A 24517-nucleotide genomic window follows, 5' to 3' on the forward strand; every position below is an offset into this window, starting at 1 on the left:
CAACCCACAAGGGCAGAAAATTAACCCTTATGGGATAGTTGTTTGTCCTTTTCGGGTTTCTATAATTCCGTGGAGGAAATACTTATGAATACAGCAACAAACACTCAACCTACTGCAAAAACTAACGTTATTACTCGTCAAACAGCGAGTCAAATGTCAAATGAACAGTTAATTAGTCTATTGGATCTTAAAAACCCAATGATTGAAGACATTGTTTACAGCGACCCTCGTTGGAGTGAAATGGAAGAAGTGGATGCAGGAGTAGCATTTTATCCTCATGTACCGAAAGGTTTAATTAAGGTATTACGCCCTAAACATCGTCACCCAAAATGCATTAAAAGTAATCCGAACTACATCCCTCAAAGAGATGTACTAAGACCACTTTTGGCTTGGTGGTGTGCTGGTACTCGTAAACTTTCAATGTTTATGTTTGGTGAAACTGGCACAGGTAAAACAGAGATGCTTCTTTGGTTTGCGGATCGTATGAACTGGCCTGTTACTTTAACTGCAGTTAATGAAAGCTTAAGACCAGAAAAAGGTCAGGGCTCTTATGTATTGTTTGGAGATAAAACACCGTTTCGTTATGGTTCGGTTGCTAAAGCTATGAAATATGGTTGGGTTCAGATAATGGATGAATGTGATAAAGGTTCAGGAGATTTCTTGAGCAAATTACATACGCCCGCTGAATACAAGCCATGGGAATTAGATGATACTGGTGAAATTATTGAACCTCATAAAAACTTTCGTTTTTGCGCTACTGGCAATACGAATGGTGGGGGAGATTTAACTGGGCGTTATCATACAAGTCAGCGATTAGATGAAGCATTTAGACGCCGATTTGCATTTATTGAATGTGATTACCCTTCAGAAGCTATAGAAGATAGTATTATTTCTGCTTCTTATTCTGATATTTCGAAAAAAACCCGTCATCGTATGGTTAAACTAGCTAAGGAAATGAGACAGGCGTTACGTGCACCTCAGCTTGAAGCTGAAGCAATGACACCTGAGGATTTGGCTAAACTTAAACTACCTACTGAGCGTTTAGGATGTGCATTTTCAACACGTGTTTTAATTGCATGGGCTGATTATATGACTATCTTTGGCGCTAAATCTGTACCAATCAAAGAGTCATTCGACTTTGTTTTTGGAAACAGCCTCGATGATGAAGATAAGCCAGCAGTTCACTCTATCTGTTATAGAATTTTTGGTGATGATTTTAAAAACCCAGATTTTGACAGTAAGGCAACAACTGCGGGAAAGTAAGTAAGGGAGCTACATCAGTTGCGGAAATAGAATATCGTTCTTCACCTGAGCAAGATGTTTCTTCTGTTGTTTTTACAACATTAGAGGCACCTACTGGAAATAGTACTACCAAGTTATGGTCTATCGGTTTAGATAATCGTGGCGTTCATACTTGGTATACAGAGCCTAATGGTTCCCAACTTATTTACTACCACAAACCTTTAAGCACCGACTTTGATGGCTCAGCCGAAAAAGCCGAAGTTTATATATCAAAAAAAATACGCGAAAAGATAAACAAAAAATATATAGACACTGGTAAGTGTTTTTATATTGCTGCTGATCGCAAATTTACTTAAAAAACCACTAACGCCCTATAGGGAATACCTACATTATTCCTTTAGGAGTAAATGTGTCAGGTATTCCTTTGGGGTAAAACTACCTATCGGAGGAATACCCATGTCACAACTAACTACTACACCTAATGTAATCGCTACTGATGCTGCTGATGCTACAACGAACATGTTGAATCAACATGAACAATTGAAACAAGGCTGCTCAATACTAGGCTACGAAATTCGTAACTGGTCAGGCAAAAAAACATTTAGTGAAGGTAAAGTTACTGCGTTAGATACTTCTGGAGCGAATGTAGAATTGCCGAGTGACTTAGTATCGCCAGGCAGAAAATCGCTTTTAGATACTAAAACTCATTTGAGTTTCTGTAATCAGTTCGCTTCACGTATGAGCCGCTTATTTAATAAGTATGGAGTTAAATTTTTTGGTAACTATCTAGTAGCCGATAACTTACTACCTGAACTATTTAAAGAGGCCGAAGTACATGTTGCTGAATACGAAGTAAAAGTAGATGATTTTTGTAACAAGTATGAGCAATTAATATCTGAATGGTGCGATTCACATCCAGGTCTTGAAAGTGTTATTCGTGATGGTTATATGAGTGTCGAAGATGTGAGATCACGTTTTCGTCTGCGCATTTATAAGCCAATGCGTTTTACGCCACGAGTTGAGGAAGATCTAACTGATATGGTTGGTGAAGCTGCAGCTCAATTATTTGAAGATATTTCTAAAGAAGCTCAAAGCTTACTTAAGGACTCTCTTACGATTAAAGATGGCGCCTCTAGCGGTTCACTAAAAGATGAGTGTACTCAGGACATTAAAAGACCCATTCGTCGTTTAAGAGACAAGGTGTTTTCTTTGTATATGCTTGATAGTGTTTTTGAAGGGGTTGTCGATGTATTTGATGAACTTCTAGATAAAGCACTTCCTATGACAGGCAAAATAAGAGGTACCCATTTCTCTGTGTTAATGCAACACATTATGATGATGACTGACCCACATAAACTTAAGTTACATGCTTCTGGTGTTAACCAAATAGCGGCAAAAGTAGCTGAAGTTGAAAGAACTCAGTTGGAACAAGACGCTTTAATTGCAGCAAACCAAAACCCTGAAGTTTTAGATGAAGAAGCTCAATTGCTAGCGCAACTTGAGGAGATACGTCGTAAAAAAGCTTTAGCTCAAGAACAACAGCTACTGGCTCAACAAAATAACGTTGATATAGTAATTGATAATAGTAGTGAAGTAGTGGCCTCTGAACCTAGTTTCGAAGCTACAGCTACTGAATCAACTGATGTAAATGAGTTGGTTGATGATGCTTCATATGAAGTTGAACAACCTCAGGTTACTTTTGATAGCGAATCATTTATTGCAGATGAAAATGAAATTGTTCTTGATGAACAAGGAAATTTTGAGTCAACCATCCAAGAGGAAGTAAACCCGGTGTCAGTGTCACAGACAGTAACTACCAGTGGTTTCTTTTTCTAATTTAAACTAAAAACCAAACCCACTAGGGGAAATTCATTTCCCTTTTGGGGTATGTATTTCTCCCAGTGAATTTATACCATTGTGGAGGAATACATATGACTACTTTAAAAGCTGAACCGAAACTAACACCCGCAGCCATTGCAAGAAAGAAAAAAGCGCTTTTGCGAAAATTCACTCTTTTGCAGAAAATGAATACGGGTGCAGCTTCAAATATTAATATTCAAGGCACACAAGCTGCTACATCAGGAAAAACAACTGTATTACCTCTTGGCAACTTTGAAGACCCTGAATACCTAGATATGTTAGAGGGTATGATTGACCATGAAAATGGCCATTGTAAACATACTAATTTTAATCACTGGCATTCTATAACCAACAAACTAGTAAGACAATTAACTAACATCTTTGAAGATGTTCGTATTGAAAAATTAGTCGGTAATGAGTATCCAGGAGCCAGAGCAAATCTAGTTAAGTTAGTAAACATTTGTATTAAGCGCGGATTGTTTTCGGTGCCAAAAGAAAGTGATGTTTTGATTACAACATTACAAAAATACCTTTTGTACACCGGACGCTTTAAGCATTTAGAACAAATCACCCTAGCTGATTTTTCTACTTTAGCTGGAATACAGTTAAAAAAGAAAGTACCTCAGTTATTCGATCAACTTGAAAGTATTGTAATTAGATGTGGGCGACTACATTCAACTAAAGATGCGATTGAGTTAGCTGAAGAAGTGTTAAAGCTTCTTAAGTCTGAAATCGATAATAAAAAAGATGAAAAAAAACAGAATGATCAAAAGAAATCTAATTCTAAAGATAATTCTGATAGTTCAAAAGATGATAGTGATGCCGACTCTAACGATGACGCTGATACTGACTCCAATGATAATTCTGATAGTTCAAAAGATGATAGTGATGCCGACTCTAACGATGACGCTGATACTGACTCCAATGATAATTCTGATAGCTCAAGTGAACCAGGCAACGAAAAAGATGATAGTGAAGCCGATTCTGAAGATGATGCTGATACTAACTCAAATGACCATGCTGATGCAGATTCTAATGATGATGCAACTGATTCTAATGAAAATTCTGATTCTAGCTCGAATGACAAAAGCGATACTGATTCACATAGTGATGAAGCATTACCTGAGTCAGTAGATAGTGAAGATTTAGAAAAGGCTATTCAGGAACTGGATGATGCTGTTAATGCAACTGATCAAGACTTGATGAATGATATGCATGATGACATTCGTAATCTTATGGAAGAAAAAGCTGAAGAGCATTTGGAGGAATATCATGAGAAATTTGATAACACCTTTATTGAACCCTCGCTACCATTTCATTCTATTAAGAGCGATAAAGCTTGCGGTTTACCAGATTGGGTACCGGAAGCAAAAAAATTGTCACAAGGCGTGAAGATGACGCTGCATAGCATTGTTTATGGACGCAACCGTGTTAAACGCCACTTAGATAATCAAGGCTCTGATCTTAGCGCGGGTTCTTTGTGGGGTGTTAAAGCTGGTAATTCACGAATATTTCAAACTGAAAATATCTCTAAGGCACCTAATTCCGCTTTTTCTATTTTAGTAGATAAGAGTGGTTCTATGGGTATTACTGAAATGCGTAAAGCAAATATTGCCGCGTATGCCATAGCCCAAGCAATAGAGTTTATAAAAGGTAGCGAATGTGAAGTGTTGTATTACCCGTTTTTCAATGAAGAACGAGTGGCATGTAACCACATAGCCAAAGCTTTTAACGAAAAAATGAGTGCTGTTACAACGAAAAGCTTCAATGTTTTGTGCGAAGGAGGAACACCAACCCCTGAAGCATTGCAAGGAGCTATGGCAAGACTTTCTGTTAGAAAAGAAACTAAGAAAACTATTTTTTTAATAACAGATGGAAGAGCAAGTGAGGCCCCAATGAGAAACGCTTTAACCGAGTGTGACTTTTTAGGCATCAATGTTATTTGTATTGGAATTGGAACCGGCCGTATTGGGGGTTTCGAGGATAGACCTTTTGTAAGAATTAATGAAAGTGCCGAATTAGCGAAAGCATTATTTGGTTTCTTAAAAGATTTTTATAGGGGTTAAATACTAAAATTTAAATTTAAAAAACCAAACCCAGAGGGGCGACTATCTACCCTCATGGGTCAGTGTAGTCCTTCTCTACTAAAACCAATTTGTGGAGGAAACAAAATGTTAGTGACTATTACTGAGACTATGAAAAATGGCGTTTATCTTAAAGCAGCAACTACTGTTGTTAACGGTCAGAAAAAAACTCTTTCAGCTTACATGATTTTCGGTGGCGAATTTCGCAATCGATTGAGTGTTTTAGAAGATGGTATGGAGCGCTCTATGACAATTGAAACAACGGAAAGTACGTTTACTTTGAAAGGAACGTTAGGTTTAGGTACATCTAATCTAACTCCGATCAATCAAAAAACAGAAACAGTAGCTTAGCTACTGTTTCTGTTACTTCGCCATAGGGACTACCAAAAATTCCGATGGCGGGGTTTTTGGAGTCCCTGTGGGGTTTCCTATTTGATAATTCGGAGTCAGATCATGTATTCACAAAATACTTCAAAAGTAACAAAAGTACGTGCTTTAGCTGACGGAAAGTGGGATATAGTTTTTTCTGCTTATTCTCAATTAAACACGGCAATTTCAAAAGCACCAAGACAAGTACCTTGTCCAGTGAGTTATGGCAATAAATCCAGTTCTACCAAGTTTCGTCTTTTTAGAGATTGGGTACAAACTGGAGGCGCTTATCATAATGATAATGGAGCAATGCCAGATGGTATCGAGGTTGTTGCTTGGTTAGAAAATTGTAGTAAGTCACAAGCAATGGATAGCATTATTGGAATACTAGGAGGCGATATTTCCTCAGTATCTAATAAAGATATTCAGATTAAAAATATTCAAATGAAGAAGGTTAGTGAGGAATATTGTAGTGAGGAAGATAAGGTAAATCGTATGAACAGAGTTCGTGCGGTTGCTAGAACTACCATTCCTGCTGCAAACGCACCTGAAATACATTCTTATTTGCGAAATCGTGGTTTAAAAGGTGATTTTAATAAATTACCAAACTCACTTCGATACCATAGCCGATTGCGTTACCCAAGCTCATTTAGAGAGGAAGGTGATAATAGAAGCCCATGGTATTCAGCACTTCTTGGAACATTTAAGGATAAGGACGGGCATAACACTACTTTGCATCGTACTTTTCTTTTGAATGGTCAAAAAGCACCTGAAAATAACACCAAGCTAATAATGTCTCCACCTTTTGATATAAGAGGCGGTTACATTGATATGGATCAACCAGTAGTTTTCGAAGTTGAAGGAGAAAAGAGAGCTTTAATTGGATATTGTGAGGGGATCGAAACAGCATTAGCTATTCGTGAAGCAACCGGTGTACCGATGAGGCCTCATTATTCTAGTTCACTTCTAAAAATGGCTCGTGGTATAAGTGTTAGTGGCATTCCTAAAAGTAGAACTTATATCCTCTTATGGGGTGATAAGGACCGCTCTATGGATGGTCAGAATACAGTAAACGAACTAGCGGAAAGGTTTGCTAAAGAAGGCTTTGTACCAATCGTATACGTTCCCGAAATGGACATACCTGAAAATAGTAAATCAGTGGATTGGTTAGATGTTTATGTAAATCACGGAGCTGAAGGTTTTCCTGTAGAACTTGATAAATCAGTTGCAGTAGATGTGTTTTAATCAATTGCTGAAGTTAAAGTGGAGATGCGAAGTCTTTATGGCTTTTCTCTTCACTTAACTTAAGTTGACCAATATACATATTATTAATGTAATAGAAATTATTACCTCGCCCTTACTCCTTGCATTAGCAAGGAGTTAGGCACCACTATGATTTATTCAATATATCATTAAGGTGACATACTGAATAAACCATCCATAAATTACCAACACCATCAATCTTCTCATTTATAGCTCAGCTATCTTAAAAACCAAACCTTTTTTGGAATTTTATGATGTTTAGATTTATGGCTTATTAACTTTAATATTTTAATTCTATATTAATATTTTAAAGTTAAGACCAGTAGAAAAAAGCACTACTCAAAAATAGCTTTGCCTAAGGCCTCTAACTTCTTGTTACGCCTCTTAATCTGCCTGTATTTACCCACAGCCAGAATTGTCTTTATGAAACCATCATATTGATAAATTAAAAACCAACCTTGCCAGCAAGTCCATCCGCTTCTGGCGCATGTGATTTGTCTGGCTTTTTCGGAGGAAACACATGTTAAAACCATCAATTGTAGCGAATGTAATCTTGAGTATTTATATCCCGATTTTTATTTGCTGTTTATACCTAATTAATAATCTTTACGGCCTTACTGAAACTTTCATTTTTACACTAGCTGTATTTGGAAGTTTCTTATATGTAAAACGACTTTGGCTAAGCAATTCACTTAACTAAAGAAAGAACATTAATAGGATAACCTTTGATAATTTAATGTACTTATTTATATCAACGATAAAACGTCTGATTACTTAAGTAAATAACTGAAATAAAGCAACTTAAACCACTGCTTATTTTTCTAACCCTTTCGGGCACAACTTGCCCATTAGGGTGTTGTGTCCGATTTTTGTGGAGCAACAACTATGAAATTTTACGCTAACCTAAACCCAAAAAGCATTAACACTAAAAATACTCAAATGAGCATTTTAAATTTTAATATTTGGGAAAACACCTGGTCTCATGAGGAAAAAATATTTGATACTTCTGCAGCAAACAACCCGGTTCCAATCAGTACTGAAGCTTACAAATGTCTTAATGGTCATTTTTTAGTTGAAGTTAAAGATATTAATGGAGTTAAGGGTTATTTGAAGCTTTATAGCAGTGACGATATTGTAACTTATGGACGTAAACTGCACCCAGGTATCAAAGTAAATGAAGATGAAGCAGTACGTGATTTAAGAGAAGCAGGAATGATTGAGCCTAGTTTAGGATTCGATTATATAGCCGAAATTATCTCACTAAATTTCAACGAAGGATCAGAGCTTGAAGGTGATTTAGAATTATACCCTCAAATCCAATCTGGTCTCGACGGAGAAATTGAAACTAAATTTACTTGGAAAATTCTTTAACTTTAAATAATACCAACCCCTAAGGGACTTAATGACCTTAGGGCCATTATTGTTCCCTTTAAACCGCCTGTGGAGGAACAACATGGAAAACGACCCAAAAGTACTTATTGAATTAATTAAAGCTGGTGGAAACATTTTAACTGCAACCATTCCTAGTGTTGTTAGTTTTTATCTTGGCCGCAAATTAATTAAATCATCAAAACTTAAATCAGACTTGAAAGTTGCACTAAATGATATTCGCTTTTTACTTGCCGTTGAAGATTTGCATTGCAGAGAACACAGCGAGCTAACGAATAAAAGTAAACGCCATACAATAAGAAGTTCAGTTAGATCAGAGCGATTATTGAATTGGTCAGGTAAATTTAGCCTTTCAAGAGCAATTAAATACATCGAAAAGATTAAATAACCCATTCGGAGAACTCATGTTAAAAACATTAGCGCCCGAATATAACATTTACCTTGTGACAATATGCTTGAACGAAAGCATGATGATCATAGGTTCAGGTTCAGGGTTAACTGATACTTTTCATAAGTACGTTATTGCACAGAACTATAATGAAACTGAAAGCATCATTATGGAAAACTTTGGCAATAAATTTGATATACAGATGATTGATATTTACCAGGTTAATAAAAGGCTTGTTTCATTAAACAAAATTAGCGCTTATTTAACTTCAGTTGAAAGGGATGTGTTATTCAATGATTAACATTACACCCATAATTAAAAGTAGTTTAACAGCTACGGCAACACGATTATTTCGCAAAGGATGGTTAAAGCAATCATTTACGGATGCATTTCTTGCCCTATGGACCAACAACCAAAGCCTCAAACAAAATGAATTGATTGCAAAGCAATTTGATGATTTTAACTGGGACTTACATTGTGAGTTATCAAGTATTGCTAGTATGCTGAAGTTAAGAACTGGACTTTTAGCCGGCGATTTCTTTGCTCGTATCGTATTCACTAAAACACTTACAACGGTTGATCCAAATAAATGGGATTTATTGGAGCAAGTATCATGTTTAGATGAATATATAGGTATGACTGTTAAGCTTTATCAATCCCAAATATATCCTGAAAAGATGACTGTAGTTTTTATAACTGGAGCAGGCGTTTCAGGAAAAGCATATTGGGATTTTGAAAAATTAGAAGTGTTTTCTGAGGAACTTTAAACTGAATAATGTGTTTTTAATCAAAATACTACATGTTCATTGTTTAGCGTTATTAATGATCGACCTTTCTTGATTTTTTTAGTATGATAATTTTAATTAAATTACATTGTGAAAGTAAGTTTTCATATTTGTAATATTCAAATAAAAACGTTCAGACTTGATTCTGATATATCATTTTTCTATATAGCGGTTAGCTATATAGAAAAAATTGATTTAAAACTAGCGGTAATTTTAAGTTACCGACTATATAAACCCATAAGGGCAATTCATTGCCCTTATGGGATAGTGCTTTGCCTTTTTATACAGGATAAGCATTATGAATATAAAAATGATTATAAGAAGTTTTGCACAAACCTTAGTAGAAATAGACACTGCGATTGCTACAAATAAAACCATTGATTTTAAAAGTTTTATTAACGATACAGATGATTTAACTTGGTTTGCAATAACATCCGGTAATATTGTTCCTGATTTATATGTCAAGATGATAGATCAAGCTCTAGGTGAGTTATCAATTGATTTAAAAGGTAAATATATCGCTGCTTATAGTAGTGCCTTAAACCTTTATAACAAAGAGCATGCAAATACCGATATTATTAGCATAATTTCTGAGTCAGATTGGTATTGTGAAGATGACAGAAGAGAAGTGAAAAACTTTATTGGTTTAAGCGATAAAGGTTATCATTTTGGTTATCTTGATGACTTTCCTGAATCTGAGATATATTGGGATGCTGATGGTTACTCATCGATTCTTGAAGCTCAGACAGCTCGACATACTCAATTAGAGCATATTGAGAAGTTAAAAGATGAGGCTGCATCATTGGTTTTAAGCAATTTACCTGTTTATGACTTTGACGATGAGCTAATACCTTTCTGAAATAATCATTTAGAGCCTCGTTTAAGCGAGTCTCTGACCTGAATTTCCACCCACTTACTTTACCTTCATTCTAAGCCTTTTAGCTTTCATTTATTTCCATTCTTTGGATTCTAAATGTGATTTTAAAGTAAGTTTTCAACTACCACTTAATAAGATACTTTTCTATTTTGTTTTAGTTGATACCCCAGTAGAAGAACGCTACTTTAAACCCCGTTCTGGTGACTTGTTCAACACCCACCTAGAACCCTCTGTTTTCTCGTTAACCGATTAAATAGATTCACTACATAAACTAGCAGCTTTATATTTCACCCCGAAATATTTAGCTCTTATTGATTTGATGTTTAATATTTTTACACGCAAATCTGTAAGTTTACTTACCTTTAGGATATTCCTTCAGGCCCATTAATTCGTTATGAATTTCTGGATTAACCATTAAACCAAAATTTATATTCAACCATCGGGTTCCACATTTCCCGTTGGGTTGTGTTACCTGTTTTTTTCGGAGGAACACAATGTTTATAAAACATTTCACAAACGCACTTATTTCAATTTTTTCTAAACCAAAGAAAGTTTCAAAACCTTCTTCTAGGTTGAGCACTACTAATTCAGGTAAACCTCAATGGAAAAAATTAAATACCAATTCACCAAAAAATATACGCGGCCTTTTCGATAGTATTGAAAATTGCGTTTATTTTGATACAGGTGAAGTAATTCAGTTCAGAGGTCGATTTAATAAAAGAGTTACTAATAAATCGGATGCTGAAATTGAACTACAAAAATGGGCAAGGTTTCGTGGATTAATTAAATCTGATGAATACATTGCAGTACGTTAACTATTAAAAACCCTACCGGGCATTACTCCCGTTAGGAGTCTTGCCTCTATTAAAGTCTGTGGAGGACACATAAAATGATTATTACAACTACTAAAGGCAAATTTGATACTTTTAACTATTCTCTTACTGGACTAGATAAAGCAATCATTGAAATCTACGATACTTTCGATTTTGAAGATCAAAACTATTCTATGTCCAAAGCTGTAGCTATCTTTATCCCAAAAGATTTAGTGCCAAATAACTTGATACATTCCGCTATGCCTTACCGTCGTACTGTAGAAAATTCATTTGTTTCTTATCGTTTAGATATACACGCGCATGAAGATACTTATGAATTTAAAGTTAGTTTCAATTACTTTTTACATCTTAATAAAAATCGTAGTGATGCTGGAAAGCAGAAAGTACGGGATAGCGTTAAAGATGCATTTAATGATGTTAACTTTTCTAAAGTCGCCACTAAAATTACTGAAGAACACTTACAAAACTTAATCAATCTCGCAAATGAGACTGAGGAAGCAAGGGTTAATCAGTATTACAGAGTCAATGCAGTTACTTTTTCAGAAGAGTTACTAATTGAAAGTGATAATGAGGAATGGAAATATTTAACTAAGCAAGAACAGCAATTAAATCAATTATTAGCAGATTTAAAAGCTCGTAAAGCTAAGTTAAGAAAAGAAGTATTAGTTAAACAGTTAGATTCAGATAAAAGACCATTTCCTGAAAACATTAACAAGATTGTCGATGACGTCCTAATTAATGCTGATGGAGTTGAGCCAGTTCGTAATAGATTTTATTAATAACATATAAACCTTCGGGGTATTTCATACCCGAAAGGGCATGTAATACCTCACAATACTACTGTGGAGTAAACATGAATAATCAAGCTATCAACCTAAACAAATCTCACTTCATTTCTGATGTGAATAGCATTTTAGTGGGCACACAAATTGAATTAACTTTTAATGATGAAGTGTTTTCCTTTAAGAACAAATCACCATTTATTGAATTAGCTAATGTAACACCTTCAAAAGTGTTAATTGGTAAAATCAAAGAGCTTTTTAGTTTATGGTTCAATGGCTTCATACCAAAATTCAACAATTCAAATAGTTGTTTCTGGCCTGAAGTTGGGTATCGTTTCGCAGTTTGCATTTACGATATTGAACGCCAAGTGCACCGCTATAAAGTTATATCTTCAGATAACGATTCATCGCCATCATTAAATATAATCTTGCCTGCTTTTGGTTATTTGAATAGCAGCCGTTTTAAGGTAATTCGCTTTGTGAAGGTAACTTCCAATCAAATGCCTGAGTTATGCTTTGATGATATGGGGACTGAATTATGGAGTGCGATATTAAACAACAGTGACAAGTTTACTGTTGAATTCGATTCTAACCACGAAGCTACCAAGTTCACGTTAGTAGATGATGCACAGCGTTTTTCTGATGAAAATAGATCTACTGATGATTTGAATTTAATTGCTGACATCATTCACACTGAAGTTCAAGCTTTTAAAGATAAGAACATCGTTGATTGGGAAATTCGTGAGCCACTTTTAGCTGAACTAAGAATAAAGATCCGTAGAAAAATCAAGTCTCAGGTTAAAACAACATTAGAGCCTAATTTTGCTGTTCTCCTTGATAAGTTGTTACAAACTGGATTGGAAGCATAGCATCTACGTTAATGTAAATTACTAAAACAAACTTAAACAAACCTTAGGGGTATAACTATCCCTTTGGGAGTGTTATCCCCTCAAAACCAACTGTGGGGAATAACCATGAAATCACTTGAGCAAACAAAAACTGTATTAAAAGCACTTTCTGAAAAATTAAATCTACCTATTCATTATAAAGACGATGTTTTGTGTGATTTGAGAATTTTGCAGAAGTACGGAAACATTAAGTATGTGTGGATGTTAAGAGAGTCGGGTAGTTTGCTTTTTCCTTTAGAGGTTGGCGCAAATTCGCAGTACTTTACTTACTATATCCAAAATGACTCTACTGCGCGTTATTTCTTCTTGGATGGTTTTAATTCAGCCGGACTTACAGAACTGAAAAAAGACGCAGTAACTCGATTGATAGAAAAACCACCTTTCGATTTTTCGACTATCACTGAACCAAGTGTATTAGTTGATAGAGTTATGAATCTGCTTAAAGATACAACTGTTACATCATCTATTTTTGAAACGCCGGTTTTTAATCCAGAACCTAGCAATTGGGAACAATGGTTAAATTGGTTTACTGGAAAAAATAAGATAATGGAAAATATTATGCAACGCTCTATTAAGATGCTTTCCGATTTTAATAATGGCGTTTTGTAACTTTTAAAAAACTAACCCAAAGGGGAACATTTCCTTTTGGGAGATAGTTCCTCTTTTTATTCTGTGGAGGAATTATTATGCAAAATACATTACATGAAATCGTTACTGCTTACATTACTGGCTCTATGAAACTCGATTTTCCTGAATTCTCAACATTAGTTGAATATTTAAAGGTTGATATTTCAGAGAGCAATAAAGTAAGCATAAGCTTTGTTTCAGATAAACCTATCATTTTAAGTGAGGACTCTAAGCTTGAGCACATACGTGCTACTTATGCTTACTTGCTTAAGGAACAGGTTTTATCTGAAGCTCATAACTTTGAAGTAGTGATAGGCCCAGAACTACCAGAAAAAGAAAATACGAAATGTAAATTTCAATTTTCTAACTTAATAAATGAGTTGAAGAATGGCTTTTTAATTGAAAGATTTGAAATGTTCGAAAGGCGCTTTATTGGTCGATTTGATTTCATGATGAGTCTGTTTAAGAAAAATGCTAATCAGCTTATAAAAAAGGTACTTTCATATTCTGAATGTCACGGACAAACTCAGGTAATTAAAAAAAATAGTATTGGCCGATGTAGCTTAGTTATCTCAAAGCAATATCGTCATTTCTGTTTAAGTGATTGGCCTAGCGAGAAACGCTTACAAAAGGCTTTGCAACACATTATCAATGATTATTCAGAGTGCTTTACTGGCATATTTGAATTGCATTGGGAAGGTGAGTGTATTAGTTCAATTTCCATGGAAGGGTATTTACTAGAGATTGGTAAAAATCCAATGGAAATTTTAGGTAAGTCTTTACGTTTAATGGCCAAAGAAGTGATGTTTATGTCCCGATTTCGTCTAGAACAAAGCGGGGCAGTGCATTCTCATGAAATTAAACAGGAAATGAAACTTTATAAAGGTATGAACCTTAATTAGTTTTAAATAGTTAACCAAAAACCAACCCAACTGGGGCAAAACTCCAGTCGGGAGAATTGCCCCAAAATATTTGCTTTGGAGGCAATCATGGAAATTTTATTAGTAGTAGCTTGTGCACCTATCGGTTATATCGCTTCACGTCCAGTAATGGCGATACTTAATCTTTTCGGTATTCTTTAGCTCTAATATAAATAATTTATATAACTAAACCCTTGTGGGAACTTTCCCACTTAGGGGCTGTTCCTTCTTTTTATTCTGTGGAGGAATAGCAATGTCATTAAAGCAATTTATCAAATTATCACATGGACTTAACCCAAATAAATTAAGTGAAGTCACTGTAGATAGTATGAATGAAACACTAGCTAGTATCGCCAGCAAAACAGTTAAACAAAATCGTTGTTATGATAATTGTTTACAGTTGGCTATGCGATTAGATGCTTCGTATGTATTAGGTATAGTTCACCACTTGATCCCGATACAACATGCTTGGCTCAAGATAGGTAATGTTTATTATGATCCTACCCTTGAAGTGGTGTTGGATACTGTACCTGAAGGTAAGTATTTCGCGCTATTAGAAGTGCCGGCAGATGAGCTCATCAATTTTATTACTGAAATTGATGAAATCTCAAATGAAGGTGTATACCCGCCAATGTTCGAAACAGTTAAGCATCACCCTAAATATAGTGACTGCTTTTTCTCAAATGACTATTTGAGACAGTTTATTAGCAAAAGTGTAACCATTTAAAAACCAACCCTAAAGGGCATACTAAATGCCCTCTAGGGTATTTGTATGCCTTCATTATTTCGTGGAGGAATATCATGCAAGTAGTAAAGAAAAGTTTATCTAATAAGGCGAATTTATTGGTGTTGAATAGAAATTTTAACAACCCAATGCCAGGAGATTTTGTTTTAGTAGGTAATTCGTCTCAATCTAATGTGCCAACAGGTACTTTTGGTGTGATTTTAGGCTCAAAAAATAACTTTAAAGTTGAATATAACGTTTGTTTTAACCCTGTACCCTGCCCTTGGGGAGGTAGAGCATCAGATGCTGACGTAACAGCAGCTGGTGGCTCAACTTATCCAATAAGTACGTCATTGTTAAAAGAAACAGCTTTAATTTTAGAAAAAGAGTTTTTATCAATATCACCAAATCTTCATTCAGTGAGTAGAAACGTTAAGGTCTGGCAATTAGATTTAAATATCTACATTAAATCTGGTGCTCTTACTGCGTTTGTAAAAAATAGTATGAAGGTTTAAAGAAGATAGAAGATGAGAACTGACAGGCCCAATTAGGTCGCAGTTCAATATAAGTAAAACTAACATTTGTTGAACACATTCAATGTGGACTGCAAAAATATAATGAGCGTATTAATAGCTATATTAATTCGTAATTAAATCGATAGTGATAAGACACTTGAGCAATCAAGGTCAAACTCATTTACAACAACACCCTTCTGGGAATCAACTCCAGTAGGGGGATTTTTTCGGTAGGGTTTAGGATAAATATTATGGAAATCAAATCATCTAAAATTTTTACTACTAAGAATGCGGTTATATGTTCTTCCATTGTTGTTTTCTCAACGGGAGTTCATGGATCTGATGTTTCAGGTACGGTTGCTAGTTCTTCAGTAATATTAATTTTAATGTCAGTTCTATTGGTAATTACGTTTTATATGCCAGCAATGGTTAAAAGCATAATGTCTAAAGCATCACTGAGTTTATTCATTCCACTAGTGGTTTTGAGTATTTTAAAAGCAGGTTTTTCTGTTGATGCTGAGCCTATGTGGACAGTTCTTTGTATCGGTGTTTTAACAACTCTGTTTTTTCAGATTGTTGCTGATACAGTACAGGTTCTACCAGGGCTCAGAACGGTTCTATCGTATAGTTCAAGTTAATAAATAAACTCAACCCATTCGGGCCTAAAAGCCCGAAAGGTGTTTTTGCGCTTGATATTTGGGTTACTAAGATAAGGTAATCATATGGCGTCTAAAAAACAAAAACGAAAAAATCGCCTTTTTGTCACTACAAGTGAAAAGGTTAAAGTTATAAAAAAACAAAAAGCTCATCAGAAACAGAAAGATGATGTAGGTGCTTTTTTAAGTAATATCGCTGCAAATACAACAGGTGCAGGTTTATTAAGTATCGCAATGTCTAAGGGTGAAACAACTCCAGCACTTATCGGTGTAGGGTTAATAGCTCTAGGCGCAATACTTCAATTAATCTCACTTCGCGTTAAGAAGTAGCTGAAAAAAACCAAGGGGGTATCGAAAGATGCCAGTTCGCTTATGCGTTCGCCCTTGGTTTTTTTTTGCTTAAAATACAGCTTTTTTTAACGCATCTGCAGAGCGATCATATAATGGAAGAATTAATAGAATTTGTGACTTGGCTTCATCTATGCCTGGTTTTGTTAGGCACAATTTTTCTAAAGTCTCGCAATGTTCCCTCAATGAAATTAACCCAACTGTCCCAGAAGAGCTCTTAAGGCTATGGGTAAGGTCTTTTATCTCATTGATTGACTCAGCCTTGGAAAGTTTGTTTATTAACGTCAGAGTGTGATTTAGGTACGTATCTATTACATCAATAACAGTTTCCTTTCCCAAAATTTCCATATCATCCTCAATAATGCTTGGGTCGAAAAGATCAAATGCATCCATTGGAAGTTTTTCTTCCTTTATTTCGTGCTTATCAAGAGCTAATGTTGTCGAAGCATGGCCTTGATAGTAAACCTGCGACAGAGTCTTTGCCATAATATCTAATTTAACAGGCTTTCCTAGGAAGCCATTAAGACCCGATTTTATATAGGACTCTACATCTTGCCTGAAAACATGAGCCGAAAAAGCTATAGTAGGGATTTCCCGGCCAGTAATTTTTCTAAGTTTATGCGTGAGTGATACCCCATCGGTATCTGGTAGGTTAATATCCATTAAAATAATGTCGAAGTGTTGCTTATCTTTAGCTTCAATTGCGTCAGTAGCTTCTTCACCAGAGTAAGCAACAGTGACGTCATGGCCAAGTTTCTTTAGAAAACCAACGGCAACTAAAACATTCGTCTCATTATCTTCTACTAACAATACGTTTAGCGGTGGTGGCTCTACAAAATCATTAAATTTATGTCTATTCTTAGTGCCAGGAACTCCTGTCAGAATTGGCAGGTCAAAACTAAAGCAAGTGCCATCTGACTCAGAGCTTTTAACAGTTAATGCACCGCCAAGTATTTTAATGAATCTATGACATATGGCCAAACCTAACCCAGTACCACTGTTATTATTATTTGCTTGTTCGAATGGCTTAAATATATTTTTTAATTCACTTTCAGCAATTCCGATCCCGTCATCGATAACAGAGAATGAAATTAATAATTCGTTGCTACCAATGCTATTTTTAGTATCGACTTTTACAGTTACAAAGCCTTCTAGCGAGAACTTAATTGCATTGCCAACTAAATTAACTAAGATTTGAGTTATTTTGCCGTGGTCAGCATATATCCAGTCAGGGCATCTGCTACTGACTTCTGATTTTAAATCTACATTTTTTTCTTTTGCTCGAGCTTGGAGTATATCTAGCACATCATCAATTAAGTCCTGTAAGCAGAAACTACGGTCACTTATCTCAGTATAACCGGCCTCGATTTTGGAATAATCTAAAACGTTATTTAAAATCCCCATTAATATTGAGCCCGACTTAGCAATCGTTTGAGTGTATCTACTTTGGCTACTATTAAGTAATGTATCCTCTAGTAAATGAACGGTGCCTACAATACCATTCATAGGTGTTCGTATTTCATGGCTCATATGTGCTAAGAATGAAGATTTAGCCTTGTTAGCATCCTCTGCTAACTGCCGTGCTTCATTGTGTAGAGCAACCTCTTGTTCTAGTTTCTCATAGGCTTTAGTAAGCTCTTTGGTTCTTGCGTCTACCAGTAGTTTGAGTTCGTCTTTGTGCTCTTTAATTTGCTTTGAATTTTCTTTAAAAGAGTTCAATGCCACACTCAATTCAGTTACTTCGTCAGCACCCGTACTGGGTATTTCCACTAATAAATCGCCCTCAGTTAATCGTTTAACCACTTTGGTTATCTCGTTTAATCGTAGGATGATATTTTTAAAGATGTAGTAGATCGCATATCCAAAAATGGCAAGAAAAAATAGAGTCAGATAGATTTGCAAATTATAGGTATGGTCAGTTAATTTAGACACTTCAGAAAAAGAGTTTTTTGAACGCAAATAAGTATCTTCAACTATCGAATCAACTTTTTGATTAAGTATAAAGAAGTTGTCTAGTTGTTCGTTTCGTAAGGTCTTCAAATCATTTTGTGTATTGATCCGTGATTTAAGTAGAAACACTAAATGTTCATGGCTTTGTTCAATAGCGGCTATTAAATTAGTCAACTGATGGAATTTATGATCAGTATTTATTAGGTTGTTAGCAGTGTCAATTCTAGCAAGTAAAGTAGTTATTCTATCGTTTATATTATTTAGATTATCTATATTATTAGTAATGACGGCTTTGGCTAATTCATCATTAATAGCTTCAGTATAGTTTGTAATAGATAATGCTAAATGAGATTTCACAATGTCTATCTTAAAGAATAAATCAAGATTCTCCTTTAATTCGTCTTTAGATGAGTCACTATCTATCATCGCGCGTAAAGTATCAGCAGAGGTGTTTATTTTACTAATTAAATTATTTTCTTGAGAGTTCGTAATATCTGTAAGCTCATTCAACAGGGGAGTGAATTTCTTAGTGTGTTCTTTGACTTCAGATTGAACTGTAACCATCTTGAGTGAGCTTTCAATGTAGCTGTCTAGTGAAATGACTATAGTATTATACGTATCGCGTAATTTTAAGCTGCTATAACCAGGTTCTAATTTGCTAATGTGCTGCAGTAAGCTGGCAGTATGAGTCTTAATTTCAGACTCATACTGTTTTAATTTACCCAATTGTTTAACGGATGCCATATTCTGTGCAATAAAAAGAATTTGGTTATCTAGCTCATTAACTTTTCTTGCGGTTAATAGGTCTGGCAATGTATCGTCAATTATCATCACTTCTTGTTCATTGATAATTGTAAATGAATACCACCAAACAGACAAAGAAATACCATATATAATGAAGATAGAAATAGCAGGGATCATCAGTCTAGGACCAATATTAAACTTTTTATTAAGCAAGTACTAAGGCCTTTAGTTTAGTTAACTTCAGGTGTAAACAAATATCCTTCACCATGAGAAGTTATAAAAATTGAAGGGTTTTTGATGTCATCTTCCATTTTTGACCGTAATCTTCTAATTAAAACGTCTACGGTTCGATCACTTGGAGTATCAACTCTGTGTGTTATCAGGTTTAGAAGCCTTTCGCGGCTGAGTACTCGGTTTGGATGTGTGATAAATGCCACCAGCAATTCATATTCGGCACGAGTAACCTTAATTGTCTCATCATTCTTTTTGAGTGTACGTTTTTGAACATCAAAACAAAAATTAAGGAATTTAAAAGTAGAATCATCTTTTTCAAGCTGTGCCCAAGCCGCATCAGCTTGTTCTTTAGCATCGCGTGTTAATTGTATTCTCCATAGAAGGTTTCTAGCACGTACTAAAAGTTCACGCATTTCAACAGGCTTAGTTACGTAATCATCTGCGCCCATCTCTAAGCCTATTAATCTGTCTATTGTTTCAGAACGACCCGAAACCATAATAATTGCTATATCAGAAATTGAACGAAGGAATCGCGTTAATTGAATTCCATCTTCACCGGGAAGATTTACATCCAGGCATATTAAATCAATCCTGTTCTTCTCAATAATAGCTCTCATGCTAGTGCCATTGTCCGCTTCAAATACGTGATAACCCGCCTCTTTGAAATAATGAGCCATTTTCTTTCTTAAAACTGGATCATCTTCAACTAGTAACGTTTTATATGACATACTATCCCTTATGCTTATTTAAAATTGATACTCGCAGGGTCAACTGAAACGAATACGCAACTTATCTTAATTATTGACTAATAATCAACAGTATACCGATGATTCAACTGGCGTAAACTATATTATTAAGATATTAATTTTTCTATTTTGGCAGGTTGAAGATTGTCTGGAGCTGAATTTTTAGGCCAGATTGAGAATTTATATTGCTGTTTACCGTCAATGACATTGCTAGCTTCAAGAAAAAGTAAAATACCCGTACTGTAAAAAGCCTCAATAGCTTCAGTTTTATTGTTGCTGTTAATGACTAGCGATATTGGGTGTTCGAAGCGACCAACGTTATCAAAAATATCCATGTGTTCTTTTAATATAATAGCTGTGTTTTCAGCTGTACAATTATACTCTCCGTCCTTAACCCAATCGCGCTCTAAGCCTATTTGAATATCCCAATTACCTTTTTCAGAAAGTAGTTTACTTGCGTTATCAATTCTTCGTTTGAAACTTGCAGGGAACTCTTTGTGAGATTTGAGCAACTTAAAGTATGAATCGTAAATATGCATTAGGTTTTGCTCTAATTTAGCTACCATAGCGTTTTTACTGCCATTACTGATCCAAATAGCCAACTCACTATTCATAACTAACCCAAACCGCGTCTCTCTTTGAGCTTTTAATGCCCAGTGTGCGATAAACTTATTAACTGCTATGCGGTTGTTAAGTTTCTTACTAGGGTCACTTTTAGCTATGCTAGTGGCAATTAATGCACTCCAAGCCATGTGACCTAGTTGTTCAGCTGTATTTGTTTGCTTGTATATACGTTTCATAATTTAGCCCTCAATCTGTTTTAAAAGCTTATAATACGCTATATTATAAATGCGCAAGCCCACTGCCATTTTAAAGAAAAATTGGTATAAACAAAATAAATAGGTGAGTAATGAATATAAGTTTATTGGTTGCGGCACTAAGTTCGTTGATTATCTTTATTTGCTACTTTAAGCAGCAAGTAAAGTTCTTAAGTCATTTGAGTTTTATGCTCATTTTTGGTGGATTAATTGGATTGTTAATTAACTATCTAAGTAGAGAAAGTGCTATAGAAGTAGGCCTCATAATGCCTTTAGCGTTGTGTATAGCTTTTGGAATAATATCAAAATTAGTTGAGCAATCTTTAAAAAAGAAAGCCAAGTAAGTGCTACTTGGCTTTTTCTTTAAAAACGACTTCATCCGCGCCATAATCATCTTTATCTAACGCGTCTAAAACCTCACTAACCAAACGGTCGCTATTGTAGTAATCCTGCTTCGGTATATTTATTGTATGGATGCCAGCATCAGAAATACTCTTTAAAACTGAAATCCCTTCACTTTGCTCATGAAACCAAATCAATCCACCTGAAGTAAGAAATATGGCCAATACAGGGGTTAACGTGTTTTTTTTGCATATTAAAATATCTACCTGACCTTGAAGAGCTTCAGACGAACCTGCAACACTAACCACATTGGCTAAGCTTGTACCAAATTGAATATGATAATAGTCTCCTAGTTCTTTAAGCACACTGAGATACAACTTACACTCAGAGTCTTCTTCAGGTAATGCCCTTAGTAAATATTTAGTTTTTTTACCTGTCTTACTTATACCGTTATGTTTTTTATACCGGTAGTACAATTTATTAGAAAAATAAAAGCTAAGTATCAATATTCCTATTGCTAAGTAAAGATTGTTATAAATTAAATTTATCATTTTAATACGCTCTATGTTGAATGCGTAGTCTATCGCAGCGCCTCAAGTAAATCTATCGTTTCAATTGAACGACTTTAGAATGATTTGTGTAGCTTTCTTTATATGATTTAGAATAACCAAGCAATGATGTAAGCTCGTCATTACTAGGTATATCTAGTGCATCACTTAGTGACGTAATATCAACATTCATAAGTTGTCCACTTGAGCAAAGAGAGGTGTACGTAATATCTACCAAGTCTAATGTTGATAAATTCATGGTTGATCGTAATTTAACTGTCGCAATTTCAATTGGAACGCCTTCTACTTTCATACATAAAGTTGCTTTAGCCGTTAGTTCGTCTATTGCTGCAACCATAAGAGTCGCCTTTTTACTTAAATTCATTAATAACCTCTCTTGATTATCTTCATTGAACATTATTGGTGATATGTTTATCAAATGACCGGAAGCCTTGGCAGATTCAACCATCATTACCTTTTCTTTATGGGTGCAGGCATAGTTTATTAGCTTAATGCCAGTAGGTAGCTTCTTTTCTATCTGTTCGAGCTTCTTATAATGATCGGTAAAGGTATTACTTAAACTAGAGTTTATTCCAAACTTTATATCTGCTATTTGTACCTCACAGTCATTTATGAAAACTACCTCCAATATAGCCTGTTCTTTTATAATGTGACTCAATCTATAAAGAATCGATACAATTTCGACTGGTACTGGAAGAGGTGAGCTATCTAAGCCATAAACTCCCAAATCTCCTACTTGTCTCTCATTTATAAGAAGCAGTGCTGTTATGCCTACACTGACACTTTTAAAAATGTAAGATTGATTACTTAGATACGACTTAGATTCATCGTAGTTAACAACCTTAGTGTCACAATGGTTTAATTTGGAATTAGGTAAATCAGCAGACACTAATTTTATAGGTGTATTTGAGTGAGTTATTTTCAAACCTTGCTTTACCAGCTCTAATACTTGATGTGTAAATTTAGTCATCAAAATTTCTGGTTCAAATGTTTGGGTACCAAAGCATCCAAATATCCTTTCTTCTACTCCTTCCGCGCATTTAACTAACTCTATTACATGACCAAGCCGGCCTTCAATAGTATTAACTATTGTAGATTCACCATTTCCATTACGTAAAACAGCCTGATATTTGAATTTATTTACCATGGGCTTCCTCAATTATTGAATATAACTTGGTGTTCTGAAAATATGTTCTTGGCCACGTTCAAATCCCACTGCAGCGAATTTCTGTTTTGCCTCTGAAGCGCTAATAACACCATTGAGCATCGATATTGATGTATCATGGTCAATTAAAGTTTCAACTGACTGTGTTGCAACAGCTACCAGTTTATTTAATACTTTTTCAGCATCTGACACCGTTTCAACACCTGCTTTATTTAATAATTGCTTAATCATTTGCTGTACTAATAATTCTGTTTGATTGTTATTTTTCATTATTTATCTCTCAGTTATATGAGCTGCTCTTAGCGCAGCTCCTTAAGGTAGTAGGAAGAAATCAGACTTAATTTAATTAATAAGTTAATTCATTATTACTATCACTGCTGTCATGCTGTATTTCAGTAGAGTGTTTATCATTGAAATTAATGTAGGACTGTAGGGCTTCAGCTCGCGCAACCATTTGAGGGTTTGATCCTCCAATTGGCCAATCTTTAAAGCCCTGACGTATTATTGTTTTAAGTGCCATTTGCTCAAACCAAACACCCCATATACCACCTTTAGATAACCCCTGAACTTTCGTAAGCATTTCAAGTGTTACAGGACTGCAGATAAAACTTCCGTCAGTACGTCTCGCCAAACAGTAACCACCTCTGAGGTTGCCTCTAGCTGATTTAAATGGGTCAAATCTATGAATCGGCTTAGTGAACTTGTCCGCCCACTCAAAATCATCTGTGTCATAAACAAGCTCGGCCGTTACAGAGTCGATTGCGCCTGAATCAATTCCAATACGGCGCAAGCCTTTGTATGATGGTTCTAAATGACATTCAAGAACTCCGGCTTTAGAGTTCCATCTCGGCACCAGATAAGCGAGCTTAAGTTGAGGGTTTAGAGTCAGCCCGCTATTAGCTACTAGGATAAGCGCATTTCTAATTGAGTCGGGTGAAGCAGAAGCAAGTGAGTAACTTTTATCGCGGGTATTGTTGTAGTTAGCTTCAATTAACTGCTGCGCGTAAATAGCTTCTTCAAAAAACTTAATTTGTAAGCCATTTGAGGTGACTATATTTTCGAAATCTCCCTTACATTCATCTAATATTTTTCGAATAACAGTAAAGTCCGCTTTTACTACAGCGCGATTTTGTTTGTTATTAGAATTATCATTGCGAGAAGGTGCCTTGTCGTTACGAGACCTGTTTGATTGAGCTTGAATATTGGTGCTGTGGCTCGGCATGTATGCAGGATGGCCGGGACCAGGAAGATTATTATTATTGAACGTGTTTTGATTGTTATTTGATTGATAGTTAGTACTCTGTTGCATAGCGTTAGCCCTCTTTAATACCTTTAAATAGCAGTGTTCACTTTAATAGGTTTAGAATGAGCCCATCGTT

The 24517-nt window shown here is 35.4% G+C and carries 27 protein-coding genes; 20 read left to right on the forward strand and 7 right to left on the reverse strand.

The window, feature by feature from the left end:
* Positions 1–84: 84 nt before the first annotated feature.
* The 19 genes from L655_RS0107225 (at position 85) to L655_RS0107320 (ending at position 16552) form a co-directional block, all read left to right on the forward strand.
* The gene (locus tag L655_RS0107225; protein ID WP_024604583.1) at positions 85–1263 is read left to right on the forward strand and encodes an AAA family ATPase; all 1179 of its coding nucleotides are present in this window, start codon (positions 85–87) and stop codon (positions 1261–1263) included.
* A gap of 435 nt (positions 1264–1698) precedes the next feature.
* Positions 1699–3078: a DUF3150 domain-containing protein gene (locus L655_RS0107230; RefSeq protein ID WP_024604584.1), complete on the forward strand. Its 1380-nt coding sequence runs from the start codon at positions 1699–1701 to the stop codon at positions 3076–3078.
* Positions 3079–3173: 95 nt separating this feature from the next.
* Positions 3174–5168: a VWA domain-containing protein gene (locus tag L655_RS0107235; protein WP_024604585.1), complete on the forward strand. Its 1995-nt coding sequence runs from the start codon at positions 3174–3176 to the stop codon at positions 5166–5168.
* Positions 5169–5273: 105 nt separating this feature from the next.
* Positions 5274–5537, forward strand: a complete 264-nt coding sequence (locus L655_RS0107240) for a hypothetical protein (RefSeq protein ID WP_024604586.1) — start codon at positions 5274–5276, stop codon at positions 5535–5537.
* Between the two features lie 102 nt (positions 5538–5639).
* A complete protein-coding gene (locus L655_RS0107245; RefSeq protein WP_024604587.1) occupies positions 5640–6800 on the forward strand; it encodes a toprim domain-containing protein in 1161 nt (386 codons plus the stop codon).
* A 903-nt stretch (positions 6801–7703) separates the two neighbouring features.
* Complete coding sequence (locus tag L655_RS0107255; protein WP_024604589.1) at positions 7704–8189, forward strand: hypothetical protein; 486 nt, start codon at positions 7704–7706, stop codon at positions 8187–8189.
* 82 nt (positions 8190–8271) lie between these two features.
* Positions 8272–8595, forward strand: coding sequence for a hypothetical protein (locus tag L655_RS0107260; RefSeq protein WP_024604590.1), 324 nt, complete (start codon positions 8272–8274; stop codon positions 8593–8595).
* Between the two features lie 16 nt (positions 8596–8611).
* Positions 8612–8896, forward strand: coding sequence for a hypothetical protein (locus L655_RS0107265; RefSeq protein WP_024604591.1), 285 nt, complete (start codon positions 8612–8614; stop codon positions 8894–8896).
* On the forward strand, positions 8889–9362 hold the full coding sequence (locus L655_RS0107270) for a hypothetical protein (protein WP_024604592.1): 474 nt from the start codon (positions 8889–8891) through the stop codon (positions 9360–9362). Before L655_RS0107265 ends, L655_RS0107270 begins: the two co-directional genes overlap by 8 nt.
* 316 nt (positions 9363–9678) lie before the next feature.
* The gene (locus L655_RS0107275) at positions 9679–10239 is read left to right on the forward strand and encodes a hypothetical protein (RefSeq protein ID WP_024604593.1); all 561 of its coding nucleotides are present in this window, start codon (positions 9679–9681) and stop codon (positions 10237–10239) included.
* Positions 10240–10751: 512 nt separating this feature from the next.
* Positions 10752–11072 carry a hypothetical protein gene (locus L655_RS0107280; protein ID WP_024604594.1) on the forward strand — a complete coding sequence of 107 codons (321 nt, stop codon included), beginning with the start codon at positions 10752–10754 and terminating at the stop codon, positions 11070–11072.
* Positions 11073–11146: 74 nt separating this feature from the next.
* Positions 11147–11869 (forward strand): hypothetical protein, encoded by a 723-nt coding sequence (locus L655_RS0107285; RefSeq protein WP_024604595.1) that lies wholly within the window; start codon positions 11147–11149, stop codon positions 11867–11869.
* 74 nt (positions 11870–11943) lie between these two features.
* The gene (locus L655_RS0107290; protein WP_024604596.1) at positions 11944–12741 is read left to right on the forward strand and encodes a hypothetical protein; all 798 of its coding nucleotides are present in this window, start codon (positions 11944–11946) and stop codon (positions 12739–12741) included.
* A 105-nt stretch (positions 12742–12846) separates the two neighbouring features.
* Complete coding sequence (locus L655_RS1000000126235; protein WP_024604597.1) at positions 12847–13389, forward strand: hypothetical protein; 543 nt, start codon at positions 12847–12849, stop codon at positions 13387–13389.
* A gap of 77 nt (positions 13390–13466) precedes the next feature.
* Positions 13467–14309: a hypothetical protein gene (locus tag L655_RS0107300; RefSeq protein ID WP_024604598.1), complete on the forward strand. Its 843-nt coding sequence runs from the start codon at positions 13467–13469 to the stop codon at positions 14307–14309.
* A 271-nt stretch (positions 14310–14580) separates the two neighbouring features.
* Positions 14581–15054 carry a hypothetical protein gene (locus tag L655_RS0107305; protein WP_024604599.1) on the forward strand — a complete coding sequence of 158 codons (474 nt, stop codon included), beginning with the start codon at positions 14581–14583 and terminating at the stop codon, positions 15052–15054.
* A gap of 74 nt (positions 15055–15128) precedes the next feature.
* On the forward strand, positions 15129–15566 hold the full coding sequence (locus L655_RS0107310; RefSeq protein ID WP_024604600.1) for a hypothetical protein: 438 nt from the start codon (positions 15129–15131) through the stop codon (positions 15564–15566).
* A gap of 251 nt (positions 15567–15817) precedes the next feature.
* The gene (locus L655_RS0107315; RefSeq protein WP_024604601.1) at positions 15818–16204 is read left to right on the forward strand and encodes a hypothetical protein; all 387 of its coding nucleotides are present in this window, start codon (positions 15818–15820) and stop codon (positions 16202–16204) included.
* An 84-nt stretch (positions 16205–16288) separates the two neighbouring features.
* Positions 16289–16552 (forward strand): hypothetical protein, encoded by a 264-nt coding sequence (locus tag L655_RS0107320; protein WP_024604602.1) that lies wholly within the window; start codon positions 16289–16291, stop codon positions 16550–16552.
* Between the two features lie 69 nt (positions 16553–16621).
* Here L655_RS0107320 and torS read toward each other — a convergent pair whose 3' ends face one another.
* From torS to L655_RS0107335, 3 genes are all read right to left on the reverse strand, one after another.
* Positions 16622–19477, reverse strand: coding sequence for a TMAO reductase system sensor histidine kinase/response regulator TorS (torS, locus tag L655_RS1000000126240; protein WP_024604603.1), 2856 nt, complete (start codon positions 19475–19477; stop codon positions 16622–16624).
* A gap of 17 nt (positions 19478–19494) precedes the next feature.
* The gene (gene torR, locus L655_RS0107330) at positions 19495–20226 is read right to left on the reverse strand and encodes a two-component system response regulator TorR (RefSeq protein WP_024604604.1); all 732 of its coding nucleotides are present in this window, start codon (positions 20224–20226) and stop codon (positions 19495–19497) included.
* A gap of 125 nt (positions 20227–20351) precedes the next feature.
* A complete protein-coding gene (locus L655_RS0107335; protein ID WP_024604605.1) occupies positions 20352–21044 on the reverse strand; it encodes a DUF2913 family protein in 693 nt (230 codons plus the stop codon).
* Between the two features lie 110 nt (positions 21045–21154).
* On the opposite strand from L655_RS0107335, the gene L655_RS0107340 reads away from it, so the two are divergent.
* Positions 21155–21406, forward strand: a complete 252-nt coding sequence (locus L655_RS0107340; protein ID WP_024604606.1) for a hypothetical protein — start codon at positions 21155–21157, stop codon at positions 21404–21406.
* 3 nt (positions 21407–21409) lie between these two features.
* Here L655_RS0107340 and L655_RS0107345 read toward each other — a convergent pair whose 3' ends face one another.
* The 4 genes from L655_RS0107345 to L655_RS1000000126245 form a co-directional block, all read right to left on the reverse strand.
* Positions 21410–21955: a hypothetical protein gene (locus L655_RS0107345; protein ID WP_024604607.1), complete on the reverse strand. Its 546-nt coding sequence runs from the start codon at positions 21953–21955 to the stop codon at positions 21410–21412.
* A gap of 52 nt (positions 21956–22007) precedes the next feature.
* The gene (locus L655_RS0107350; protein ID WP_024604608.1) at positions 22008–23120 is read right to left on the reverse strand and encodes a hypothetical protein; all 1113 of its coding nucleotides are present in this window, start codon (positions 23118–23120) and stop codon (positions 22008–22010) included.
* Positions 23121–23132: 12 nt separating this feature from the next.
* The gene (locus L655_RS0107355) at positions 23133–23408 is read right to left on the reverse strand and encodes a hypothetical protein (RefSeq protein WP_024604609.1); all 276 of its coding nucleotides are present in this window, start codon (positions 23406–23408) and stop codon (positions 23133–23135) included.
* Positions 23409–23484: 76 nt separating this feature from the next.
* Complete coding sequence (locus L655_RS1000000126245) at positions 23485–24447, reverse strand: RecT family recombinase (protein WP_024604610.1); 963 nt, start codon at positions 24445–24447, stop codon at positions 23485–23487.
* Positions 24448–24517: the final 70 nt, after the last annotated feature.

Origin of the sequence: Pseudoalteromonas sp. TAE79 (assembly GCF_000498015.1) — a bacterium.
Lineage (GTDB): Bacteria > Pseudomonadota > Gammaproteobacteria > Enterobacterales > Alteromonadaceae > Pseudoalteromonas.